Below are 22,718 nucleotides of genomic sequence, written 5' to 3'. Positions count from 1 at the left end.
CATCGTCCCGTAAGGTTCCCAGGCGCCGTGGAGCGGCCAAGATGGGGAGATGGGATTCCATGTCGACTCCGAGGCCGGGCGGCTGCGCCGGGTCATTTTGCATCGCCCGGATCTGGAGCTGAAGCGGCTCACCCCGTCGAACAAGGACGCCTTGCTCTTCGACGACGTGCTGTGGGTGCGCCGGGCGCGGGCCGAGCACGACGGGTTCGCCGATGTGCTGCGGGACCGGGGCGTGGCCGTCCACCTCTTCGGGGATCTGCTGGCCGAGAGCCTGGAGGTCCCCGAGGCGCGGCGGCTGGTCCTGGACCGGGTCTTCGACGAGAAGGAGTACGGGCCGCTGGCCACCGACCATCTGCGGGCGGCGTTCGACGAACTGCCGGTGTCCGAACTCGCCGAGGCGCTGGTGGGCGGTATGACCAAGCGGGAGTTCCTGGAACGGCACGCCGAGCCGATCTCCGTCCGCTTCCACGTCATGGAGATGGACGACTTCCTGCTCGATCCGCTGCCCAACCACCTCTTCACCCGCGACACCTCCGCCTGGATCTACGACGGCGTCTCGATCAACTCCATGCGCTGGCCCGCCCGGCAGCGCGAAACCGTGCACTACGAGGCGATCTACCGCCACCACCCGCTCTTCCGCAGCGAGAACTTCCACGTCTGGTCCGAGGGCCAGGCGGACTACCCCTCGACGATCGAGGGCGGCGACGTCCTGGTGCTGGGCAGCGGGGCGGTCCTGATCGGGATGAGCGAACGGACCACCCCGCAGGCGGTGGAACTGCTGGCGCGCGGGCTGTTCGCGGCGGGTTCCGCGCGCACGATCGTGGCCCTCGACATGCCCAAGCGGCGGGCCTTCATGCATCTGGACACCGTCATGACCATGATCGACGGCGACACCTTCACGCAGTACGCGGGCCTGGGCATGCTCCGCTCGTACACCATCGAGGCCGGCTCCGGCGAGCAGGACCTCAAGGTCACCGACCATCCGCCGGAGCATATGCACCGCGCCATAGCGGCCGCCCTGGGGCTGGACGACATCCGGGTGCTGACGCCGACCCAGGACGTGCACTCCGCGCAGCGCGAGCAGTGGGACGACGGCTGCAATGTACTGGCGGTGGAGCCGGGCGTGGTCGTGGCGTACGAGCGGAACGTCACGACCAATACGTTCCTGCGGAAGCGCGGTATCGAGGTGATCACCATCCCCGGGAGCGAGCTGGGACGGGGGCGGGGCGGGCCGCGGTGCATGAGCTGTCCGGTGACGCGGGAGGCGGTACCGGGGGTGGGGTGACGGGCGGACGGGGTGCGCGGGCGCAGGGACTCGCGGGCTGACGGCGCACGGAGCGCACGGGCGTAGGCGCTCGCGGGCTGACGGCGCACGGGCCCGCAGGTGACGGACTCACCGGCCGGCGCCCCGGTGGCAGGGCCCCGGGAATCGGGGTACGCAAGGAGGGCGCGGACCGGGTGGACCGGGCGGACGTATAGAGATACGTAAGCTCGTATATAATTCCATGGTCCGAGTCCGTCCACCCCGATTGCCGCGAACCAGGAGTCCACCATGGCGATAGACCTCACCGGCCGCCACTTCCTCAAGGAGCTGGACTTCAGCGCCGAGGAATTCCGCCGGCTGATCGACCTCGCGGCCGAACTCAAGGCCGCGAAGCGCGCCGGGACCGAGATTCCCCGCCTGAAGGGCCGCAATATCGCCCTGATCTTCGAGAAGACCTCGACCAGGACCCGCTGCTCCTTCGAGGTCGCGGCCGCCGACCAGGGCGCCTCGACCACCTATCTCGACCCGTCCGGTTCGCAGATCGGGCACAAGGAGTCGGTCAAGGACACCGCCCGGGTGCTGGGCCGGATGTTCGACGGCATCGAATTCCGCGGCAGCAGCCAGGCGGACGTCGAGGAGCTCGCCGCGCACGCCGGGGTTCCGGTCTTCAACGGACTGACCGACGACTGGCACCCCACCCAGATGCTCGCCGACGTCCTGACCATGGTCGAGCACGGCCAGGGCCGCCCCCTGGCGGAGACCGCCTTCGCCTATCTCGGCGACGCCCGCAACAACATGGGCAACTCCTACCTGGTCACCGGCGCCCTGCTCGGCATGGACGTACGGATCGTGGCGCCGAAGCAGCTGTGGCCCGAGGAGGTGGTCATCGCCCAGGCGCGGCAGCTCGCCGAGGAGAGCGGCGCCCGGATCACGCTCACCGAGGACGTCGCCGAGGGTGTGCGCGGTGCGGACTTCGTCGCCACGGACGTCTGGGTCTCCATGGGGGAGCCCAAGGAGGTCTGGGACGAGCGGATCGCGCTGCTCGCCCCGTATGCCGTCACCATGGACGTCCTGCGCGCCACCGGGAAGCCGGAGGTGAAGTTCCTGCACTGCCTGCCCGCGTACCACGACCTGGGCACGGCCGTCGGCCGGGAGATCCACGAGCGGCACGGGCTGGAGTCGCTGGAGGTCACCGACGAGGTCTTCGAGTCCGCGCACTCCGTCGTCTTCGACGAGGCGGAGAACCGGATGCACACGATCAAGGCGGTCCTGGTGGCGACGCTCGCCGAGTGACGGAATCCCGCGTCTGCGCACCGTCACCGCCACCTGCATAGCCATACGCCTCAACGGGCGATCATGCAGTTCCTGCGGTTACCATCGAGCCGCTCACGGGGTTCGGACCCACCGGTCCGGACCCCGATCCGTGTGTGGCCCACCCCGCCGCGCGCATCGCACCACCAGAGAGAGAACCACCCATGCGCTCGCCCTTCCCAGGCTCGTCCGGACTGCGCATCAAGTCCCCCGACCTCCTCGTCGCCGAATCCGGCGCGGACCTCGAAGGCAACGGCCTCAAGCGCAGCATGGGGCTCTTCCAGCTCGTGTGCTTCGGCATCGGCGCCATCGTGGGCACCGGCATCTTCGTCGGCCTGTCCGACACCGTCGCCGAGGCCGGCCCCGCCGTTCTGGTCTCCTTCGTCCTGGCGGCCGCCACCTGCGTTTTCACCGCCTTCTCCTTCGCCGAGCTGGGCGGCGCCATCCCGGTCTCGGGCAGCTCGTACTCCTACGCCTACGCCACCCTCGGCGAGCGCACCGCCTTCCTCGTCGGCTGGTGTCTGCTGCTCGAATACGGCATCTCGGTCTCGGCGGTCGCCGTCGGCTGGGGGCAGTACCTCAACGAACTCCTCGGCAGCACGATCGGCTGGCAGCTGCCCGCCGCGCTCTCCAACCCGCCCGGTGACGGCGGCATCGTCAACCTCCCGGCGGTGGTCGTGATGCTGCTCGCCGCGCTGCTGCTCGTCCGCGGCATCCGGGAGAGCGCCCGCGCGACCGCCGCGATGGCCGTCCTCAAGCTCGCGATCCTGGTGCTGTTCTGCGCGATCGGCTTCAGCGCCTTCCGGGCCGGGCACCTGACGCCGTTCGCCCCCCAGAGCATCGCCGGGATCACCTCCGGCGCCTCCGTCGCGTTCTTCTCCTACATCGGCTTCGACGCGATCACCACGGCCGGTGAGGAGGTCAAGAACCCGCGGCGCAACATCCCCCTCGCGATCCTGATCTGCCTCGGCGTGGTCACCGCGCTGTACTGCCTGGTCGCCCTCGCCGCCATCGGCGCGCTCTCCTCCGACCAGGTCGCGGGGCGGCCCGCCGCGCTCTCGCTGATCGTCAACAAGGTCACCCACTCCACCTTCGGCGGCGGGGTGATCGCCTTCGGCGCCGTCGTCGCCATCGCCTCCGTCGTCCTTGCGGTGATGTACGGCCAGACGCGCATCCTGATGTCGATGTCCCGGGACGGCCTGATCCCGCGGATCTTCGAGCGGATCTCGCCCCGGACCGCCACACCGGTCGCGGGCACCTGGATCGTCGCGGTCCTCTTCGCCGTCCCGGCCGCGGTCGTGCCGCTCGATGTGGTGATGAACCTGACCACCATCGGAACGCTGGCGGTCATGGCCGTGGTCAATGTCTGTGTACTGGTCCTGCGCCGCACCCGCCCCGATCTGCCGCGCCGCTTCCGGGTACCGCTCTTCCCGGCCAGCCCGCTGCTCGGCATCGCGTTCTGCGGCTATCTGATCTACGGGACCGGCCTGGCGACCTGGCTCCAGTTCGCCGGATTCCTGGTCGTCGGCGCGCTGGTGTACGCGTGCTACGGGCGGCGGCGGTCCCGGCTCGTGCAGTCCCCGGACGGCGGCGGGCCGGCGGGCGCAGTTGCTGCGACTCCGGCTGCGGCTCCGGCTATGGCAGCGCGGGAAGGGTGAACCAGACGGCCTTGCCGTCCGGCATCGGCCGGGAGTCGTTGCCCATGGGGGAGCCGGCCGCCTCGCGGGAGCCGCTCTCCTCCCGCGAGCCGTTCTTCTCACGGGAGCCGTTCTCCCCACGGTGACCGGCTTCCCCGGCCCCGGTGCCGTCGACGGGTCTCGAAGCGCCGTCGTGCACCGCGACCCGGCAGCCGGCCGTCACCCGTTCCACCACGAGGTGAATGGGGTGGGTGGCCCGGGTGTGCTCCACGGCGTGGGTGACCAGTTCGGCGATCAGCAGCTCGGCCGCGTCGCCGTCGGCGGCGGCCCGTAGATCGTGCAGGGCCGTGCGGACCAGCGCGCGGGCCATGGGGACGGCGTCGGGGGCGTGCGGCAGCGTGATGCGCCAGGCAGGGGGGAGAAGCGGTTCGGCGATCTCCGTCATGGAGCTGTTCCGTTCGCTGGGGCCCGAGGGGACTGCCTCAACGGTAGGAAGCGCACGGGCTGCCGGGCAGGGCCGGGCGGCCGGGACCATCGGGACCTGTGTCCCAGGGAGGCGGGACTTCCGGCCCGTCGCTCCAGGGTCGATTGTCCCGGGCCCGTGTGTCCCGGCACGTCGGAACGTAGCCCCGCACCCGCCGACCCGTGAGGGACGGTTGATACCGCCGGTCTGCATCGCCCGTTTAAATCGCCCGTTTATATCGTCCTCGTGACGGCCGTAACGAACGACTGATAACTTCGAGTGGTAGCACCCCCGCACCCCAAGCACGCCGAGCACCCCAGCGCCACCCGCGCCGACACCCGGCGCGGCCACCGACCGCAGGTATCAGCCGTCCGGCCAGAGGGGGCAGACAGCCCGATGAGTCCGTTCGCAGGATCCGCCCAGTCCACCCGCGCCTGGGAGCACCTCCGGGTGACCAGGAACGACGGCGTCGTCACCGTCACCCTCACCCGCCCCGAGAAGCTCAATGCGCTCACCTTCGAGGCCTATGCGGATCTGCGGGATCTGCTGGCGGAGTTGTCGCGGGAGCGTTCCGTACGCGCCCTGGTCCTCGGGGGCGAGGGGCGCGGCTTCTGTTCCGGTGGGGACGTCGAGGAGATCATCGGCGCCACCCTGGCCATGGACACCGGGCAGCTGCTGGACTTCAACCGGATGACCGGGCAGGTCGTACGGGCGCTGCGGGAGGCGCCGTTCCCGGTGATCGCGGCCGTGCACGGCGTCGCGGCGGGCGCCGGGGCGGTGCTGGCGCTGGCCGCCGACTTCCGGGTCGCCGATCCCTCCGCCCGTTTCGCGTTCCTCTTCACGAAGGTCGGCCTGTCCGGCGGCGACATGGGCGCGGCCTACCTGCTGCCCCGCGTCGTCGGCCTCGGTCATGCCACCCGGCTGCTGATGCTCGGCGACACGGTCCGCGCCCCGGAGGCCGAACGGATCGGGCTGATCAGCGAGCTCGCCGAGGAAGGGAGTGCCGACGAGGCGGCGGCGGCGCTCGCCCGGCGGCTCGCACAGGGCCCCGCGCTCGCCCACGCCCAGACCAAGGCGCTGCTCACCGCCGAGCTGGACATGCCGCTGGCCGCCGCCGTCGAGATGGACGCCGCCACGCAGGCACTGCTGATGAACAGCGCCGACTACGCCGAATTCCATGCCGCCTTCACCGAGAAGCGGACGCCCAAGTGGCAGGGGAAGTAGCCGTGCGGGTCGCGGTCATCGGCGGCGGGCCCGCCGGGCTCTACGCCGCCGCCCTGCTCAAACGCCTCGACCCCACCCGCGAGATCACCGTGTGGGAGCGCAATGCCCCCGACGACACCTTCGGTTTCGGCGTCGTCCTCTCCGACGAGACCCTCGGCGGCATCGAGCACGCCGACCCGGAGGTCTACCGCGCGCTCCAGGCGGAGTTCGTCCGCTGGGACGACATCGACATCGTCCACCGGGGCCGCACCCTGACCTCCGGTGGCCACGGTTTCGCCGCGCTCGGCCGCCGCCGGCTGCTGGACATCCTGCACCGGCGCTGCCGCGCCCTCGGCATCGACCTGCGCTTTCGCGCCGAGGCCCCGCCCGCCGCGGAACTCGCCCGCACCCACGACCTGGTCATCGCCGCCGACGGGGTGCACAGCACCACCCGCACCGCCCACGCCGCCGCCTTCGGCCCGCGGCTGACCACCCACCGCTGCCGCTACATCTGGCTCGCCGCCGACTTCGCCTTCGACGCCTTCCGGTTCGAGATCGCGGAAACGGAGCACGGGGTGGTACAGCTCCACGCCTACCCCTTCTCGCGCGATGCCAGCACCGTCATCGTCGAGATGCGGGAAGAGGTCTGGCGGGCCGCCGGGCTCGACCGGGCCGATGAGCAGGAGTCGGCGGCGTGGTGCGCCAAGACCTTCGCCGAGGCGCTGAGCGGCCGTCCGCTGCACTCCAACAACTCCGCCTGGACCGCGTTCCGTACGGTCGTCAACGCGCGCTGGTCGCACGGCAGCACGGTGCTGCTCGGCGATGCCGCGCACACCGCGCACTTCTCCATCGGCTCCGGCACCAAACTCGCCGTCGAGGACGCCCTCGCGCTGGCCGCCTGCCTCCAGGAACAGCCCGACACCGCGAGCGCGCTGGCCGCCTACGAGGCAGAGCGCCGCCCCGTCGTCGCCTCCACCCAGCGCGCCGCCCGCGCCAGCCTGGCGTGGTTCGAGGAGCTGGCCACCTACCTCGACCAGCCGCCGTATCAGTTCGCCTTCAACCTCCTCACCCGCAGCCGCCGCGTCACCCACGGCAATCTGCGCCTGCGCGACCGCCGCTTCACCGCGGCCGTCGAGCGCGAGTACGGCTGCTCCGAGCACACCCCGCCGATGTTCACCCCGTTCCGGCTGCGCGGCCTGACCCTGCGCAACCGCGTCGTCGTCTCCCCCATGGACATGTACTCCGCGCAGGACGGCGTCCCCGGCGACTTCCACCTCGTCCACCTGGGGGCCAGGGCGCTGGGCGGCGCCGGGCTGATCATGACCGAGATGGTGTGCGTCAGCGAACAGGGCCGGATCACTCCCGGCTGCGCCGGTCTCTACACCCCCGGCCAGGCCGACGCCTGGCGCCGCGTCACCGACTTCGTGCACGACCGGTCGCCCGGCACGGCCATCGGCGTCCAGCTCGGCCACGCGGGCCGCAAGGGCTCCACCAAGCTGATGTGGCAGGGCATCGACCAGCCACTCGACGAGGGCAACTGGCCGCTCGTCGCCGCATCCCCCCTTCCGTACCGGCCCGGCAGCCAGCGCCCCCAGGAGCTGACCGCGGCCGAACTCTCCGTCCTCCGGGGGCAGTTCACGGCCGCCGCGGCCCGCGCCGCCCGCTGCGGGTTCGACCTCCTCGAACTCCACTGCGCCCACGGATATCTGCTGTCCGGCTTCCTGTCCCCGCTGACGAACCACCGTACGGACGCCTACGGAGGTTCCCTGGCCGGCCGGCTGCGCTTCCCCCTGGAGGTCTTCGACGCGGTGCGCGAGGCGTGGCCGGCCGAGCGCCCCATGACGGTCCGGATCTCGGCCACCGACTGGGCCGACGGCGGCACCACCGCCGACGACGCCCTCGCCATCGCGGCCGCCTTCGCCGAACACGGAGCCGATGCGATCGACGTCTCCACCGGACAGGTCGTCTCCCATGAGCGCCCCGACTTCGGCCGCTCCTACCAGACGCCGTTCGCCGACCGGATCCGCAACACCCTCGGCACCCCCGTCATCGCGGTCGGCGCCATTTCCTCCTGGGACGACGTCAACTCGCTCGTGCTGGCCGGACGCGCCGACCTGTGCGCACTGGCCCGGCCGCATCTGTACGACCCGCACTGGACCCTGCACGCCGCCGCCGAGCAGGGCTACGCGGGCCCCGGCGCCCCCTGGCCGCTGCCCTACCAGGCAGGCAGCCGCACCCCGCCCACCGGCCGCACCGACGCCCCCAAGCCCCGCCTCACCCTGCGGTGACGCTCAGACCGCGGCCTGCACACTGCGCCCCTGCGGATCGAGATGGCCCAGCGCGCCGGGCGAGGCGAGCCCCGGCAGGGTGTGCCGCCACAGGGCCGTGACGCGTTCGGGCAGATCGGCCCGGTTGGTCGCGGCCCGTGAGAACAGCTGCACGCCCATATAGGCGGCCACGAAGAACTCCGCGGCCCGGTCCGGCACCACGCTGCGCAGCAACTCCCCGTTGCCGCGGGCCTCGGTGAACATCGTCGTGATGATGTCGGTCCAGGCGCGGTACGGCATCAGCGGATCCTCGCTGAAGGTCGTCTCCACCGCGATCCGCGTACCGGCCTGCAACAGGGCATCGCTGCGCAGCGCCAGCGCCACCCGGTGGGTGAAGTCGATGGCGTCCTGGAGCCGGGACTCGCTGACCTGGGGGAGGAAGGGGCGGCTCTGCTCCGTGACGACCGCGCGGGCCAGCGCGTCCTTGGAGGTGAAGTGGAAGTAGACGGCGCCCTTGGTGACCCCGGCCCGCTGGATGATCTCGGCCATGGTGGCTGCCTGGTATCCGTGTGCGCCGATGACGTGGGCCGCCGCTTCGAGGACGGCGCGCCGGGTGCGCACCGCGCGTTCCTGCTTGGCCACTGACCATCCTCCGAATGCTTACTTGGAGTTGTGGTGTCCGGGCAGAAACCTTCACCCCGTGCCGTCCGGACTCCTTTCGCATGATAAAGAAGCAGGCCGTGCGCTATCGGACCGCGACGCCGCACGCCGGAGTGATCCGACGCCGCCCCACGACCCCCAAGGAGCGATCGATGCCCCCCCACGCCATACCCGCCACCCACCGGGAGGTGCGCCTGGCCTCCCATGTCGACAGCGAACTGACGCTCCATCACTTCAACGTCGCCGAGGTGCCGGTGCCGCAGCCAGGGCCCGGCCAGGTGCTGGTGCGCACCCGTCTGATGGCGGTCACCGCGGCGATGCGGACCCAGATGACGGGCGTCACACTGCCGATGCCCTCGTTCGAACCGGGCCGCGCGCTGTGGGGTTCCGCGGTCGGCGAGGTCGTCTCGGCGCCCGATGGTGGATTCACTCCGGGGGAGCTGGTTCACCACCCTTACGGGTGGCGCGAGTTCGCCCTGGTTGAGGAGTCTGCGCTCCAGCGCATCGATCCGGAGGTGCTGCCCACGCCCGCCGCGGCGCTGTCGCAGGGCGCCACCGCCTGGGGCGCCCTGACCCGGGCGGCGGAGATACGGCCGGGGGACACCGTCTTCGTCACCGGCGCGGCGGGCGGCGTCGGCAGCCTCGCCGGGCAGATCGCCCGCCGGCTGGGCGCCGGCCGGGTCATCGGCAGCACCAGCTCCGAGCGCAAGGCCCAGCGGCTGCGCGCCGAACTGGGCTACGACGACACGGTCGTGCGCGGCGCCGGCCCCCTGGAGAGCCAGCTGCGCCGGGCGGCGCCCGACGGCATCGACGTCCTGCTGGACACCGTGGCCGGCGAACAGCTCACCGCGGCGCTCGCCCATGCCCGCCCCGGCGCCCGCTTCGCGCTCGTCGGTGCGCTGTCCACCCAGCTGGCCGGGGACGGCGGCATCGCCTCCCCGGTCGGTCTGGACGCCGGCCTGATCATCACGCGCCGGATCACGCTGCGCGGTTTCGGGCGGTATGCCCACCCCGAGCTCATCGACGAATGGAACCGGGAATTCGGCCGGGGCCTGCGGGACGGTTCGCTGGTCTTCCCGTACACCCTGCTACGGGGCATCGAGCAGGCGCCGCGCGGTCTGTGCGAGCTCATCCAGGGGCGTCACACCGGATCCGTGCTGATCGAGCTGTGAGGCCGTTGTCGGCGCCGTCGTGCCGGACCGCGGCCTCCGGGGCCGTCACGTCGGGGTGCGGCGGGACCTTGGCCGTCGGGCCCGGCTCGGAGGCCGGGACGTGGCCGCGGGCCCGCTCCTCACCGCCCGGGGCGGCCACGAGGCCGTCCCACAGCCCGAGGATGGCCGTCCTGTCCCACCAGGTGCGGTCCTCCCCGCCCAGGTGCAGCAGCCCGGCCACGACCGTCGTGAGCAGCCGCGCCGTGCGGTGGGGTTCGCGGTCGGTTCCCGCGGCGCCCGGGGCGTCGCCCGCGTAGGCCGCGCCGTACGCCCCGCCGGCCCGCGCCTTGTCGAGGAAGAGCGCGTACCAGAGCTGCTCCAGGGCGGGCAGGTCCAGCCCCGGGACGGTGTCCGAGCGCAGCCGTAGCCCGGCGCGCAGTACGGCGTCGGACTGGACCCGCTCGAAGAGCGCGACGGCGAAGTCGCCTACGGCGGGGACCAGCGGCTTCGGGGAGCGGGCGAGGGTGCTCTCGACCTCCTGAAGGGCGGCGAGGGCGCTGTCGTGGACGGCGAGGGTGAGGTCGTCCTTGGATGTGAAGTGGAAGTAGAGGGCGCCCTTGCTCAGGCGGGCGCGGCGGCTGACTTCGACCATGCCCGCGGCGGGCACTCCCTTCTCCAGGAAAGTCTCTGCGGCCGAGCGGATGAGCGCCTGGCGGCTCTGGATGGCGCGATGCTGCGTGGGCACGGTGTCCGTCCCGTCTCTAGTACGGCTGCAAGCTGGTTGTAGTGTACAAAAAAACCGACCATGCGGTTCTATCTCTGGAGCGGAATTGGCCGGAACTGCCTGCCGCGGCGTGAAGCCATCGCTGGGGCGCGGGCCCGTGGTGGAGCCGTCCGGGAGCGCCATATGCCTCACAGTCTGGGGCTTGAGGGGCGGCGCTGTCGACCCTGGAGTCGTGACAGGGGCACATTGACAAACAGCGCGGACGGTTTTTAAATCTTGCCGAGGCGAAAAACGGGACGATTTCCTTCCGTTGAGCCGCCTCGACTGTTACGCACCGCCTGGGACAGCGGTGCGTCATGGCGAGACCGCCTCAGCCCACCCGCCGCCGACAGCAGGCCGTTCGAAACAGCCGAGCCAGTACGTCACCCGAGCCACTGCATCCACCGGAACCCGGAAAGGTCTCCAGCCATGCGTGTATCAACGGAACTCCGCGAACGTCCCGTCAGAGGCGTGCGGAGGACCGCCGGCGGCGAGACGATCAGGGCCGCTGTCTTCGATCTCGACGGGACACTGGCCAACACCCTCCCCGCGATCAGCAAACTGCTGGTCAAGGTTGCTTCGGAACAGGGCTGTGCGGTCACGGCACGGCAGGCGGCCGCCGCCATCGGCAAACCCCCGTCCGCCGCCTTCGGCAGGCTGCTGGGCCGGCCCGAGGACGACGGCCGGGTCCAGGCCGCGATAGGCCGCTACCGCGAGCTGTTCTCCTACGAAGTGCTCTGTCAGGGCCCGCAGTTGCTCTTCCCCGGCGTCACGGCCGGCCTGTCCGCACTGCGCGCCCACGGCGTGGAACTGGCCGTCGCCACGTCCAAGAGCACCCGCAGCGCCGAGGCGCTGCTCGACGTGATGGGAATCCGCGATCTGGTCGGCCCGGTCATCGGCCAGGACATGGTCCGGCGTGGCAAACCGCACCCGGAGATGGTGCTGCGCGCGGCCGGCCGGCTGGGGGTCGCCGCCTGGGAGAGCGCCTATGTGGGCGACACCGTGGGGGACATGCGGATGGCGGTCACCGCGCGCATGGAGCCGGTGGCGGTGACCTACGGCGTGGGCAAGTTCGGCGAACTGGCCGGGGTGGCCGGCACCCGGATGTGCAGTTCCTTCAAGGACGTGGTCTCGGTGATCGCCGCCGCCCGGCCGCGCTCGGCCGCCGCGATGGCCGGGCCGCCGCGCCGCCGCTGACGCCCCGGTGACTCAGGCCGCCGTCTCGCGGGCGTAACGGGCGCCCGCCGACCGGAGCGTGGCGTGCAGCCGGTCGAACACCTCGGCCGCGCGCCCGCCCGGCCAGTCCTCGGGCAGGAGGGGAGCGGGCAGCCCGGGATCCGCGTACGGCAGCCGGCGCCAGGCGTCCAGCGCCAGCAGGTAGTCGTGGTACGCCGCCGCCGGGTCCACCGCGCGCCGCCGCGACCAGCGCCGCAGCACCGGCTCATGGACGTCCAGGAAGGCGCGGTGCTGCGCGGCGACGGCCCCCAGGTCCCACCACCTGGCGACCGCCTGCGCGGTGGGCTCGAAACCGGTGTGGGTGCCGGTGAACAGATCGACGTACGAGGCGAGCTGAAGCCGCTCCAGGGTGTGCCGGGTCTCCTCGTAGAGGTGCGCGGGCGCCAGCCAGACGCCCGGCGCGGCGGTGCCGAAGCCGAGCCGGGCCAGCCGGGAGCGCAGCAGATGACGCTTGTGCCGCTCCTCCTCGGGGACGGAGAAGACGGCCAGCACCCAGCCGTCGGACAGCCGCGCCGCGGGCCGCCCGTAGATCCGCCGGTCGCCGTCCTCCAGCAGCTGGCGGGCGTCGCCGGACAGGCCGTAGGCCGCCGCCCCCGAGGCCGTACGGTCCGCGACGAGCAGCCCGCGGCGTTTGAGCCGGGAGACCGCCGAGCGCACCGACGGCGCATCCACACCGACCGCCCCCAGCAGCCGGATCAGGGCGGCGATCGGCACGGGCCCGGCGATACCGCTCGCTTCGCCGGGCCCGCCCCGTCCGTAGGCGCCGTAGAACGTGACGATCAAGGACCGCGGGGTGTACTGCGCTGGCTGGTCGATCACCGGGTCACTGTAGATCGCCGGCGCGCAGCCGGAAGCGCTGGAGTTTGCCGGTGGGGGTGCGCGGCAGCGCGGTGTGGAAGACGAACTCGCGCGGGCATTTGTACGGCGCTATCCGGGACTTGGTGAAGGCGCGCAGCGCCGCGACGGTCTCCTCTCCCGCGGCCACGCCCTCGCGCAGCACCACATGCGCCACGACCACCGCCCCGCGTTCCGCATCGGGCCGCCCCACCACCGCCGCCTCCGTCACATCCGGATGCCCCGACAGCGCGTCCTCCACCTCCGGGCCGGCGATGTTGTAGCCGGCCGAGACGATCATGTCGTCGGCGCGGGCGACATAGCGGAAGTAGCCGTCGGGCTCGCGGACGTAGGTGTCGCCGGTGTAGTTCCAGCCGCCCCGTACGTACTCCGTCTGCCGGGCGTCGGCGAGATAGCGGCATCCGGTCGGGCCGCGTACGGCCAGCAGTCCCGGTTCGCCGTCCGGCACCGGCGCCCCGTCCGCGTCCACCACCCGCGCCTCGAAACCCGGCACCGGCAGCCCGGTGGTGCCCGGCCGGATCGCGTCGTCGGCCGCGGAGAGGACGATGTGCAGCAGTTCCGTGGCCCCGAGGCCGTTGATGATCCGCTGGCCCGTCGCCTCGTACCAGGACTGCCAGGTCGCGGCGGGCAGATTCTCGCCGGCCGCCACACAGCGGCGCAGCGAGGACAGGTCGTGGCCCGGCAGGCGGGCCAGCATCGCGCGGTAGGCGGTCGGCGCGGTGAACAGGACCGATATCCGGTGGGCGGCGATATCGGCGAGCAGCCGGTCGGGGCCGCCCCAGTCGGCCAGGAAGGCCGAGGCGCCGGCCCGCAGCGGGAAGACGACCAGGCCGCCCAGGCCGAAGGTGAAACCGAGCGGCGGGCTGCCGGCGAAGACGTCGTCCGGCCGCGGGCGCAGCACCTGCGCCGAAAAAGTGTCGGCGATGGCCAGCACGTCCCGGTGGAAGTGCAGACAGCCCTTGGGGCGGCCGGTGGTGCCCGAGGTGAAGGCGATCAGCGCGACATCGTCCGAGGCGGTCGCCACGGCCTCGTACGGCCCGGATCCCGGCTTGGCGAGCCGCTGGAGGTCCTCGGCGCCGTCCCCGCCGTACGTGGTGATCCGCAGGTCCGGGACCTCGGCACGCACCAGATCGGCCACCGCGCGCCGGTCGCACAGCGCCTGGCGCACCTGGGCGAGCCGGCAGATCGTGGCCAGCTCCTCGGGACGCTGCGAGGCCAGGACCGTCACCGCCACCGCGCCCGTCTTCATCACCGCCAGCCAGCAGGCGGCCAGCCACGGTGTGGTCGGACCGCGCAGCAGCACGCGGTGGCCGGGCAGTACGCCCAGCCGCCCGGTCAGCACCTGGGCGATGGCATCGACCTGCTCGCGCAGCTGACCGTAGGTCCACACCACCCCGCCGGCATCGCGGACCGCGGGACGGTCGGGGCCCAGTCGCCCGATGGTGGCGTCCAGCAGCTCGGCGCCGCAGTTGAGCCGGTCGGGATAGCCCAGATCGGTCAGCTGCGGCCACTGCTCGCGGGGCGGCAGCCGGTCGCGCGCAAAGGTGTCGGCGTGGGCCGAGGGCCGTAGCTCCATGGCGGATGCGCCCCCTGACGGCGAGGCGGCCGGCGAGCGGCCGAGGAGGAATGGGGGACCGTGCAGAGCTGGTGCGGGAACCTGGCGGCGGCCGGTCACGGAGGGCTGAGGCGGTGCTCGCACGTGCGCGGCGGTGCTCGGGACGGGGGTGCGGCCCGGTCCCCGGCGGGGGACGGGAGGTGCTCGCTGGGTGTTCGGGGGCTGCCGTTCGGATCCTTCGTCAGCGTAACGTGTTCGTGACGGCAGTCAACAGACCGCGATACGCGGCGGCCACGTGTGCCGCGGCGGCGGCCGACCGCCGCCGGACCGCCACCGCCGCTACCAGGGAGCCGCCGCGTGACCGTCTTTGCGCTGGGACCGGACGAACAGCAATGGTGCGCCGAGCTACGGGAGCTGACGGCACAGCGGCTGCGGCCGCTCGCACAGCGGGGCGAAGCCGGGCGGATCAACCGCCCGTTGGTCGCCGCACTCGGCGAACTCGGCCTGCTGCGGCGGCTGTTCCCCGCCGACGGACGGCTGCGGGCCCTGGACCTGTGCCTGCTGCGGGAATCGCTCGCCCAGGAGTGCACGGAGGCCGAGACCGCGCTCGCCCTCCAGGGGCTGGGCACCTATCCGGTCGTGCAGTCCGGGACCGACGCCCAGCGCGCCCGGTGGCTGCCGGAGGTGACCGCCGGGCGGGCCGTCGCGTCCTTCGCGCTGAGCGAGCCCGGTGCGGGCTCGGACGCCGCGGCCCTGTCCCTGGCCGCCGAACCGGACGGCCCCGACGGCTGGCGGCTGACCGGCGAGAAATGCTGGATCTCCAACGCCCCCGAGGCCGACTTCGCCACCGTCTTCGCCCGCACCGGCGGCGCACCGGGCGCCCGCGGCGTCACCGCCTTCCTGGTCCCCGCCGGCCGTCCGGGCCTGACCGGCGACCACCTGGAGATGCTCAGCCCGCATCCGCTCGGCACCCTGGTCTTCGACGGGGTACCGGTCACGCGGGCGGATGTGCTGGGCGAGGTCGACGGCGGGTTCCAGGTCGCGATGGCCACCCTGAACCTCTTCCGCCCCAGCGTGGGCGCCTTCGCCGTCGGCATGGCCCAGGCCGCGCTGGACGCCGCGCTGGCGCATGCGCAGACCCGCACGGCGTTCGGCGGTCCGCTGCGGGACCTCCAGTCCGTCGGCCATCAGCTCGCCGAGATGGCCACCCGCATCGAGGCCGCGCGCCTGCTGGTGTACGCGGCGGCCTCGGCGTACGACACCGGCGCGCCCGGTATCGCCCGGCGCTCGGCGATGGCCAAACTCTTGGCGACGGAAACCGCCCAGTACGCAGTGGACACCGCCGTCCAGATCCACGGCGCCCGCGCCCTGCGCCGCGGCCACCTGCTCGAACACCTCTACCGGGAGGTCCGTGCACCGCGCATCTACGAGGGTGCCACCGAGGTGCAGCGCTCGCTCATCGCCAAGGAGCTGTACCGCACGAGGGCCTGAAACCGGACCCGGAGTCCGGGCTGAACTGCGGCCCGGACCGCGGTCGACGGGCGGTCGAAGGGCGGTCGACCGGCGGTCGACGGGCGATTGTCAGTGGCGGATGTCAGTCTGGAAACCAGGCCGGATCCGAGGCCGGAACGAAGCCGATGCACACCCGCGTACGAAGCCGATACGAAGCCGGGCACGCGGTCGGCCGGGCACCGTACCGCAAAGGCGCCACCCGGGAACTGTGAAGGGAAGGGCCCATGATCACCACTGACTTCGTCCCCGGCTCCCCCTGCTGGCTCGATCTGGGTGCCCGCGATGTCGAGTCCGAGGCGGCCTTCTACCGCGCCGTGTTCGACTGGCAGGCCGCGCCCTACAGCGAGGAGCCGGACGGATACACCCTCTTCCGCCTCGACGGCAAGGTCGTCGGCGCGGTCGGCCCGCTCACCGAGGCCGGCGCCCGCCCCGCCTGGACCATCTACTTCAACACCCCGGATGCGGACGCCACGATCAAGGTGGCCGAGCAGGCCGGCGGCGCGGTCCGTACGCAGCCGGCCGAGGTCGGGGCCACCGAGGGCCGCTTCGCCCAGCTCACCGACCCGCAGGGTGCGGAGTTCGCGATCTGGCAGCCCGGCAGATACCCGGGACTGGAGCTGACGGACGCCCCCGGCAGCCTCGGCTGGGTCGAGCTCTTCACCACCGACTCGGCCGCCGCGCAGGCCTTCTACCGTTCGCTGTTCGGCTGGACCACCCAGGAGATATCGCTGCCGGGCGGGGGCGGCGCCTACACCCTGATAGGCCCCGAGGGCGCCGGCGAGGAGCGGATGCACGGCGGCATCATGGGCGTCCCTCCGGACTTCTTCGAGAGCGGGGGAAAGCCGTACTGGCACCCGGTGTTCGGCACCGCGGACTGCGATGCCACCGTCGGCCTGGTGACCCGGCACGGCGGTGCGGTGTCCATGGGCCCGCAGACCGCCGAGGGCGTCGGTCGGCTGGCCGTGTGCACCGACCCGACGGGCGCGGAGTTCGTGGTGCTCAGGCCCCAGGAGCAGACGCCGGAGGCGGCCGCCGGGTGAGAGACCGGTGGCCTTGGGGCCGCCTGGCCTGAGGGACGCCCTCCGTGGGGCCACCGCCGCGGCCCGCGGTCTGCGGAGCGGCGCCAAAAGCCGTTACCGGCCCGCCTGTTACCTTGCCCCCGTCCTGCGAGGTGCAGGGGCGTGGGGAGGGTGCGGGGATGCGTCCACAAGAGCGGCACCACCGATTACTGACCCTTGCGAGGCGGAACGGCAGGCTCGAAGTCACCGACGCCGCCGCCGACTTCGGGGTGGCAGCGGAGACCATCCGGCGTGATCTGGCCGAGCTGGAGCGCCGCGGCCTGGTGCGCCGTACCCGCGGCGGCGCCTATCCGGTGGAGAGCGCCGGGTTCGAGACGGACCTTGCACAGCGGGTCACCCTGCACGTGGAGAACAAACGCCGGATCGCCGCGCAGGGCGCGAAGCTGCTCGGCGACGCCGAGACCGTGTTCGTCGACGAGGGCTACACGCCCCAGATCCTCGCCGGGCTGCTGCCCACCGACCGGCCGCTGACGGTGGTGACCGCATCGCTGCCGACGGCCACGGCGGTCGCCGAGTCCCCCCACATCACGGTCCTGCTGCTCGGCGGGCGGGTGCGCGCCCGCACCCTCGCGAGCGTCGGCTCCTGGGCATGCTCGATGCTCGCGGGCTTCGTCATCGACCTCGCGTATCTCGGATCGAACGGCATCTCGCGGCAGTCCGGTCTGACCACCCCCGACCCGACCGTCGCCGATGTGAAGGCCAAGGCCCTGGAGGTCTCCCGGCGGCGCATCTTCCTGGGCCACCACGGAAAGTTCGGCGCCAGCAGCTTCTGCCGCTTCGCCGAGATCTCGGACTTCGAAACCCTCATCACCGACACCGGCCTGTCCGCCGCCGAGGCCCACCGCTACGCGCTCCTGGGGCCCCGGGTCCTCCGGGTCTGACGTCTGGCGCCGTCCGCTCGCCGAGCACCGCCGGATGCTCGATCACCCACTCCTGAAGGTGCTGCCGCTCGAGGAGCCCTTCCGCGGCGAGCGCGGTCGTTGGGACAGGAGTGGCCGAGCACCCGTCGACGGTGAAGAGATGATCCACAGTCCTCCCGGATTTCTCCCAGGAGGTGGAGCGGCCGTTGATCATCCGCGCCCATGCCGAGCTTTGCCGAAGCAGCGTTGCGCGTAGTCACCGCCGGGAGTACAGCCGCCCGTCCGACCACAGCAGGTCCGCGCGGCCCCAGCGCGCCGCTGCGCGCACATCGGGGAAGAAGCCGCACCCCTTGTCGTTGGCGCTGGTGTTGCACAGCACCGGTACGCCGCTGAGCTGCTCGTACTCCGTGAGCACCGCCGCCAGCAGCGGGTTGTGGTGCTCGGTGACGGTCTGGAGCCGTGCCGTGCCGTCGAGGTGGACGACGGCCGGAATCTTGTCGTGCCACCCGGGGCGCACCTCGTGGTCGAAGAGCATGTACGGGTCCGGACAGCCGGGGGCGAAGATCTCCGGTGCCCGGTGTTCCCTGCAGATCGGGGCGACCGGACGGTAGTTGGCGCGGCCCTTGAGGTCGTTGAGCCGGTCCTTCATCTTGGGATCGTTGGCCGGGGCGAGGATGCTGCGGCCGCCGAGCGCGCGGGGCCCCAACTCGGCCCGCCCGTTGAGGACCACGACCGGCTGCGCGGTCTCGTGGAGCACCTTGGCGAGCCCGGCGGCGTCGCACGACTCCCATGTCCACCCGGGCACCTCGGTCACCGGCAGCAGCCGGGGGCCGCGGAACACGTCCCAGTCCAGGGCGGTTCTGCCCTGCTGACTCACCATCTCCGCGGCTGCCGTGCCGATCGCGGCGCCGGAGTCGTTCGGGAACGGCGGAATCCATACCTCGCGGAAGAGGCCACTGTTCCGGATCAGGCTGTTCCACTTGATGTTGAGGGCGCACCCGCCCGACAGGCACAGGTTCGGGCTGCGCACGTCGGGAGCGAGCTCCGCCACGCGCTCGCGCAGCGCGGTCAGCAGCCTGGTGCCGACATAGCCCTGGAAGCTCGCGATGAAGTCGGCTTCCGAGCCGCCGGGCCGCACCTCGGCGCGGTGCTCGCGGAACCACTCGGCCAGCTCGATCCCGGTGTCGAACGTGAACGGAATACAGTCCAGTTGGTTGTCGAACATCCGGTACAGCGTCGGTTCGTCCCGTCCCAGGGCGGCATACGCCATCGCCTTGCCTGCCACGTCGAGGTTCCGGGGGACGGCGGCGTTGGAGATGTCCTGCTTGTCCTGTTGCGGCGCCGCCTGTGAACGGAACGGGTCCCACTGGGCGCAGTAGTCGGCGAAGGCATTGCCGTAGAGGGGGAAGAGGGGCCCCAGGCTCCGTACCCGGAAGGGGGCGGTGTCCACCCTGTACAACCGGGGAACGGTGCCGCCGTCCCAGACGATCCCCAGTGCGGATTCGCCGCGGGCGGCGAACGGGCTGGTGCAGTAGGCGCCGAGCAGATGCTGCGTCACGTGGTGGTAACTGGCGTACCGGACGACACGGTCTCCCAGCGGCAGGCCCTCGAACTCGTAGCGGTGCAGGGCCGGCCCGGCGGTGCCGTCCGCCTCGGAGTACGGCGCGACCTTGACTGCTACTTGCCGCCCATGGTGCGTCAGCTCCCGCAGCATGGGTGTCGGGTCACCCGGCGCCGCCATCCACCCGTCGACCACGACGGCATCGAGGTCGGACAGCCTCACTCCCTGCCCGGCCAGGACGTCCTCGACGGCTTCCAGCCGGTCCAGCGGCTGGTAGCGCGGGTTGCCGTCCAGTTTCTCCATCTCGATGCTGCACAGCAGCGTGCCGTCCTCGATGACGGCGACCCCGCCGTCGTGTGTCAGCTTCAGCCCGCAGATCAGCATTGCTTCAGCCTCTCTTCCGTCGCCCGAGCGACGGAGCGGTCATAGGTGTCGGCGATGTCCGCGTACGGCTCACGACCCAAAGCCGTGCTCGACTCTCCTCGTACCGATCTCCTCCAGGGGATTCTCGGCACGGCTTTCCAGGATTCGCCAGCGGAGAATTCGCGGGTGATGCTTCACCACGCTTCGCCGATGGTGGGTTTCACGGATTCCCCGGGTTTTCCGCAAACAGGATCACGGTCCGCTCCGCAGCGTTGACCAGCGGTAACCGTGGTGAATGGGGGCACACGCATCGGGCATACAGCGGTGTGCCCGCGAATGCGCACTTCATATCCCGAAGCCGCCCATTTCACCCGAATGGCCGAACGTAGCGAACATGGACATCGGGTTTTTGAGATCCTTTTGAGGCGCTTCAGGGGCGCTTCAAATGTCGACTCAGACTTTCCGGCGGCCCTCGGAAAGTGACCGATATTTTCGGCTCTCGACACTCCGGAAATCGAAAGCAGGAAGGTGACACCCGAGATGACGAGCGACGTCGCACAGCTCTACGAGGCTTTTCCCTTCCCGTCCCCGGCGGAGGACGCTCCGCTCATGGACATGATCGCCGACCAACTCCCCTTCGTTTTGCGGGACGCTGAGCTGGCGGGCTGGGAGGTACTCGACGCCGGGTGCGGAACCGGCTCCATCCTGCTGGCGCTCGCCCGGCGTTACCCCCGGGCCCGGTTCACGGGGGTGGACGCCTGCCGCCGCTCCCTTGAGATCGCGCGACGGTCCGCCGAGCGGTACGGGGTGACCAACGTCGAGTTCGTTCACGGCAGCATGCCCGAACTGAGCCTGCGGCGCCGGTTCGACATGGTGGTCTGCTGTGGAGTCCTGCACCATCTCCCCTCGCCGCGGGCCGGACTGCGGTGGCTCGCCGAGCACCTCGCGGACGATGGACTGATCTATCTGTGGCTGTACGACACGGTCGGCGAATTCGGCCGGATGCTGGACCGGGAGCTCGTGCAACTGCTCACGCCGCCCAACAGCCCCGAGGACGGGCTCGCCACCATCCGCGACCTCGGACTCGAACTGTCGCTCGCGGACTACGGCTTCCCCACCGGCTGGACCGGTACCGCACTCACCGCGGCTGAACAGGACGTCGCGGACGCCGACGCCTACCTCAACCCCGTGGTCCTGCCGATGCGCTTCGCCGACATGGCCGAGTTGTTCGCGGACCTGCCCGTGAGCTGGCTGGCCGCGGACCGGGTCTTCCACCCGGGCGGCATCAGCCTCGTCGATCTCGCGGGCGAGGAGGCAGAAGCCCGCGGTGGTGCGGTGTTCGTACGCCCGGAGGACCTCTTCGACCGACCGGCCCTGCGGGAGCGGGTCCGTACGTTGGGGAACCTCGACCGGCTGCGGGCGATCGAGTTGCGGCTGAGGCCGACCGGCTTCGAGGTCCTCGCCGGTCGAGGCGCCGGGCTCGACCGCTGCGTACCCCGCATCGCGGGCAATCTGCTGCCGTTCGGCGACGGCCCCGAGCCCGGCGCACGCTGAGGCTCGCGCCGATCCCCGCAAGCAGACCGCTATGCGGCTCGACCCACAGCACGTCGCCCGGAATCAGCGGTCGGTGCCCGGTGTTGTGAGCAGAGTGCGGGTGTGGGCGGCGGCGCGGATGCCGGTTTCGACGGCTCCGTCCATCCACAGGGCGTTGAAGCTGGTGGAGGTGTCGCCGCCGGCGAAGGCGATGCGTCCTTCGGGGGCGCTGATGGCGGGCCCGTGTGTGGTGATCCAGCCGGGGCGGTAGGCGATCCAGGTGCCGCGCGAGTACGGGTCCTCGTTCCAGTCGTGGCTGTGTACGGCCTTGACTCGGGCCTCTGGTGCGTAGGCGGCGAGGGCTTTCTGTGCTCCGGACAGGGTGTACAGGTCGGGGGAGGCCACGGGGTCACCGAAGCCGGTGAGCAGGCTGCCCTGGGCGGTGACCCGTTCGGTGCGGATCCACTGGAATCCGTCCGGGGTTCCCGCAGCGAAGAAGGACGGATCGGGCAGGCCCTCGGCCAGCAGCCAGACCTTGGCGAAGTGCCCGGCGTGCCCTTGGGAGGTGACGGCCTGCTTGGCGGGGTGCAGGGCCGGGTGGAAGTCGATGCCGTGCCAGCAGTTCAACGGAGTGGCGACGATCGCGGTACGGGCGACGAACCGCTCGTCGGCGTCGGTGATGACCTCCACGTGGTCGGCTGCCTGGGCGACACGGCGCACGGGTGAGGACAGGTGAACCTCGGCGCCGGCATCGGCGATGAGGGCGTCCAGGAGGGCCTTCGTCCCGTCGCGGAAGCTGTCGAGGACATCGAGCGCCAGCGTCTGCTGCGCGAACAGGGTGTAGCGGGTGGCGATCTCACCGAGAAGGTACAGGGCGGAGATCTCGTCGGCGGGGGCACCGTAGTGCACCGACGCCTGCTGGCTGAGGGTGGCGAGCGCTGTGGCGGACAGGCCGAGCGTGGTCAGGTACTGGCGAATCGACACATCGAGGGGACGGGTGCGGTCGGGGTCGTGGAGATGGGGGCCGGTGGCCTGGGCGGTATCGGTCATGCGCCGGATGGCGTCTTCGATTTCGGCGCCGTAGCCGGGGGGCAGTGCCTGCGGGTCGGTGTGGCGAATGCCGTCGATGAACAGGCTGCTGACGGTCGTGCTCGGGCTTTGGACGACGGGCAGTTGGTAGCGGGCGGCCTCGGCGTAGATGTTTCGGAAGGTGTCACGGCGGCCCAGCCACATGCCGCCGAGGTCGACAGGTGTGTCGGTGCCGGGGAAGGTGCTGGTCCAGGTCCGTCCCCCGAGGCGGTCGCGGGCTTCCAGCAGCACCACGGGATGCCCTGCTGTGCCCAGTTCGCGGGCGGCGGTGGCGCCGGAGATGCCGCCGCCGATGATGATCACGTCGTGCATGTGTGCTCCTGAAAGGTCGGCCGAGGATTCGGCGTGCGGTGCGA

The 22,718-nt window shown here is 71.5% G+C and carries 18 protein-coding genes; 11 read left to right on the top strand and 7 right to left on the bottom strand.

What is annotated here, in order from left to right; genetic code table 11:
• Positions 1 to 49 precede the first annotated feature (49 nt).
• The 3 genes from SNA_RS29775 to SNA_RS29765 all read left to right on the top strand — a co-directional run bounded on the left by SNA_RS29775 (position 50) and on the right by SNA_RS29765 (position 4,233).
• Positions 50 to 1,285, top strand: coding sequence for an arginine deiminase (locus SNA_RS29775; RefSeq protein ID WP_030065753.1), 1,236 nt, complete (start codon positions 50 to 52; stop codon positions 1,283 to 1,285).
• Positions 1,286 to 1,552: 267 nt separating this feature from the next.
• Positions 1,553 to 2,557, top strand: coding sequence for an ornithine carbamoyltransferase (argF, locus tag SNA_RS29770; RefSeq protein WP_030065754.1), 1,005 nt, complete (start codon positions 1,553 to 1,555; stop codon positions 2,555 to 2,557).
• A gap of 182 nt (positions 2,558 to 2,739) precedes the next feature.
• Positions 2,740 to 4,233: an amino acid permease gene (locus SNA_RS29765; protein ID WP_044367644.1), complete on the top strand. Its 1,494-nt coding sequence runs from the start codon at positions 2,740 to 2,742 to the stop codon at positions 4,231 to 4,233.
• Here SNA_RS29765 and SNA_RS29760 read toward each other — a convergent pair.
• Positions 4,211 to 4,657, bottom strand: coding sequence for an ATP-binding protein (locus tag SNA_RS29760; protein WP_030065756.1), 447 nt, complete (start codon positions 4,655 to 4,657; stop codon positions 4,211 to 4,213). The genes SNA_RS29765 and SNA_RS29760 overlap by 23 nt on opposite strands.
• A 414-nt stretch (positions 4,658 to 5,071) precedes the next feature.
• Between SNA_RS29760 and SNA_RS29755 the strand changes: the two genes are divergently transcribed.
• The gene (locus tag SNA_RS29755) at positions 5,072 to 5,899 is read left to right on the top strand and encodes an enoyl-CoA hydratase family protein (RefSeq protein ID WP_030065757.1); all 828 of its coding nucleotides are present in this window, start codon (positions 5,072 to 5,074) and stop codon (positions 5,897 to 5,899) included.
• Positions 5,884 to 8,166 carry a bifunctional salicylyl-CoA 5-hydroxylase/oxidoreductase gene (locus tag SNA_RS29750; protein WP_044367642.1) on the top strand — a complete coding sequence of 761 codons (2,283 nt, stop codon included), beginning with the start codon at positions 5,884 to 5,886 and terminating at the stop codon, positions 8,164 to 8,166. Before SNA_RS29755 ends, SNA_RS29750 begins: the two co-directional genes overlap by 16 nt.
• A gap of 3 nt (positions 8,167 to 8,169) precedes the next feature.
• On the opposite strand, the gene SNA_RS29745 is transcribed toward SNA_RS29750, so the two are convergent.
• Positions 8,170 to 8,787 (bottom strand): ScbR family autoregulator-binding transcription factor, encoded by a 618-nt coding sequence (locus tag SNA_RS29745; protein ID WP_030065758.1) that lies wholly within the window; start codon positions 8,785 to 8,787, stop codon positions 8,170 to 8,172.
• A gap of 170 nt (positions 8,788 to 8,957) precedes the next feature.
• Here SNA_RS29745 and SNA_RS29740 point away from each other — a divergent pair, with 170 nt between their 5' ends.
• Positions 8,958 to 9,977, top strand: a complete 1,020-nt coding sequence (locus tag SNA_RS29740; RefSeq protein WP_044367640.1) for an MDR family NADP-dependent oxidoreductase — start codon at positions 8,958 to 8,960, stop codon at positions 9,975 to 9,977.
• On the opposite strand, the gene SNA_RS29735 is transcribed toward SNA_RS29740, so the two are convergent.
• Positions 9,934 to 10,701, bottom strand: a complete 768-nt coding sequence (locus SNA_RS29735; RefSeq protein WP_078970296.1) for a TetR/AcrR family transcriptional regulator — start codon at positions 10,699 to 10,701, stop codon at positions 9,934 to 9,936. The two genes, SNA_RS29740 and SNA_RS29735, sit on opposite strands and share 44 nt — an antisense overlap.
• 489 nt (positions 10,702 to 11,190) lie before the next feature.
• On the opposite strand from SNA_RS29735, the gene SNA_RS29730 reads away from it, so the two are divergent.
• Positions 11,191 to 11,916 carry an HAD family hydrolase gene (locus SNA_RS29730; protein WP_237289569.1) on the top strand — a complete coding sequence of 242 codons (726 nt, stop codon included), beginning with the start codon at positions 11,191 to 11,193 and terminating at the stop codon, positions 11,914 to 11,916.
• 12 nt (positions 11,917 to 11,928) lie between these two features.
• Here the strand turns inward: SNA_RS29730 and SNA_RS29725 are convergent, their stop codons facing one another.
• Positions 11,929 to 12,774, bottom strand: a complete 846-nt coding sequence (locus SNA_RS29725; RefSeq protein ID WP_044367638.1) for a PaaX family transcriptional regulator — start codon at positions 12,772 to 12,774, stop codon at positions 11,929 to 11,931.
• A gap of 4 nt (positions 12,775 to 12,778) precedes the next feature.
• Positions 12,779 to 14,386, bottom strand: a complete 1,608-nt coding sequence (locus tag SNA_RS29720; RefSeq protein ID WP_044367636.1) for an AMP-binding protein — start codon at positions 14,384 to 14,386, stop codon at positions 12,779 to 12,781.
• Positions 14,387 to 14,722: 336 nt separating this feature from the next.
• On the opposite strand from SNA_RS29720, the gene SNA_RS29715 reads away from it, so the two are divergent.
• From SNA_RS29715 to SNA_RS29705, 3 genes are all read left to right on the top strand, one after another.
• A complete protein-coding gene (locus SNA_RS29715) occupies positions 14,723 to 15,856 on the top strand; it encodes an acyl-CoA dehydrogenase family protein (protein WP_030065764.1) in 1,134 nt (377 codons plus the stop codon).
• 245 nt (positions 15,857 to 16,101) lie between these two features.
• Complete coding sequence (locus tag SNA_RS29710; protein WP_030065765.1) at positions 16,102 to 16,917, top strand: VOC family protein; 816 nt, start codon at positions 16,102 to 16,104, stop codon at positions 16,915 to 16,917.
• 158 nt (positions 16,918 to 17,075) lie between these two features.
• On the top strand, positions 17,076 to 17,837 hold the full coding sequence (locus SNA_RS29705; RefSeq protein ID WP_030065766.1) for a DeoR/GlpR family DNA-binding transcription regulator: 762 nt from the start codon (positions 17,076 to 17,078) through the stop codon (positions 17,835 to 17,837).
• Between the two features lie 235 nt (positions 17,838 to 18,072).
• Here the strand turns inward: SNA_RS29705 and SNA_RS29700 are convergent, their stop codons facing one another.
• Positions 18,073 to 19,761, bottom strand: a complete 1,689-nt coding sequence (locus tag SNA_RS29700) for a carbamoyltransferase N-terminal domain-containing protein (RefSeq protein ID WP_044367634.1) — start codon at positions 19,759 to 19,761, stop codon at positions 18,073 to 18,075.
• A 519-nt stretch (positions 19,762 to 20,280) separates the two neighbouring features.
• On the opposite strand from SNA_RS29700, the gene SNA_RS29695 reads away from it, so the two are divergent.
• Positions 20,281 to 21,294, top strand: a complete 1,014-nt coding sequence (locus SNA_RS29695) for a class I SAM-dependent methyltransferase (RefSeq protein ID WP_037789546.1) — start codon at positions 20,281 to 20,283, stop codon at positions 21,292 to 21,294.
• A gap of 63 nt (positions 21,295 to 21,357) precedes the next feature.
• Here SNA_RS29695 and SNA_RS29690 read toward each other — a convergent pair whose 3' ends face one another.
• A complete protein-coding gene (locus tag SNA_RS29690) occupies positions 21,358 to 22,674 on the bottom strand; it encodes a flavin monoamine oxidase family protein (RefSeq protein ID WP_030065768.1) in 1,317 nt (438 codons plus the stop codon).
• Positions 22,675 to 22,718: the final 44 nt, after the last annotated feature.

It is taken from the genome of Streptomyces natalensis ATCC 27448 (assembly GCF_000935125.1).
GTDB classification, from domain to species: Bacteria; Actinomycetota; Actinomycetes; order Streptomycetales; family Streptomycetaceae; genus Streptomyces; species Streptomyces natalensis.
Note: the sequence above shows the minus strand (reverse complement) of the source record. Positions and strands in the feature narration are given on the sequence as shown.

Bases quoted from the DNA above. Each gene is read 5' to 3' on its own strand.
- SNA_RS29705 (WP_030065766.1), top strand. From the start codon at position 17,076: ATGCGTCCACAAGAGCGGCACCACCGATTACTGACCCTTGCGAGGCGG.
- SNA_RS29740 (WP_044367640.1), top strand. From the start codon at position 8,958: ATGCCCCCCCACGCCATACCCGCCACCCACCGGGAGGTGCGCCTGGCC.
- SNA_RS29755 (WP_030065757.1), top strand. From the start codon at position 5,072: ATGAGTCCGTTCGCAGGATCCGCCCAGTCCACCCGCGCCTGGGAGCAC.
- SNA_RS29700 (WP_044367634.1), bottom strand. From the start codon at position 19,761: ATGCTGATCTGCGGGCTGAAGCTGACACACGACGGCGGGGTCGCCGTC.
- SNA_RS29720 (WP_044367636.1), bottom strand. From the start codon at position 14,386: ATGGAGCTACGGCCCTCGGCCCACGCCGACACCTTTGCGCGCGACCGG.
- SNA_RS29695 (WP_037789546.1), top strand. From the start codon at position 20,281: ATGACGAGCGACGTCGCACAGCTCTACGAGGCTTTTCCCTTCCCGTCC.
- SNA_RS29760 (WP_030065756.1), bottom strand. From the start codon at position 4,657: ATGACGGAGATCGCCGAACCGCTTCTCCCCCCTGCCTGGCGCATCACG.
- SNA_RS29775 (WP_030065753.1), top strand. From the start codon at position 50: ATGGGATTCCATGTCGACTCCGAGGCCGGGCGGCTGCGCCGGGTCATT.
- SNA_RS29765 (WP_044367644.1), top strand. From the start codon at position 2,740: ATGCGCTCGCCCTTCCCAGGCTCGTCCGGACTGCGCATCAAGTCCCCC.
- argF (WP_030065754.1), top strand. From the start codon at position 1,553: ATGGCGATAGACCTCACCGGCCGCCACTTCCTCAAGGAGCTGGACTTC.
- SNA_RS29690 (WP_030065768.1), bottom strand. From the start codon at position 22,674: ATGCACGACGTGATCATCATCGGCGGCGGCATCTCCGGCGCCACCGCC.
- SNA_RS29710 (WP_030065765.1), top strand. From the start codon at position 16,102: ATGATCACCACTGACTTCGTCCCCGGCTCCCCCTGCTGGCTCGATCTG.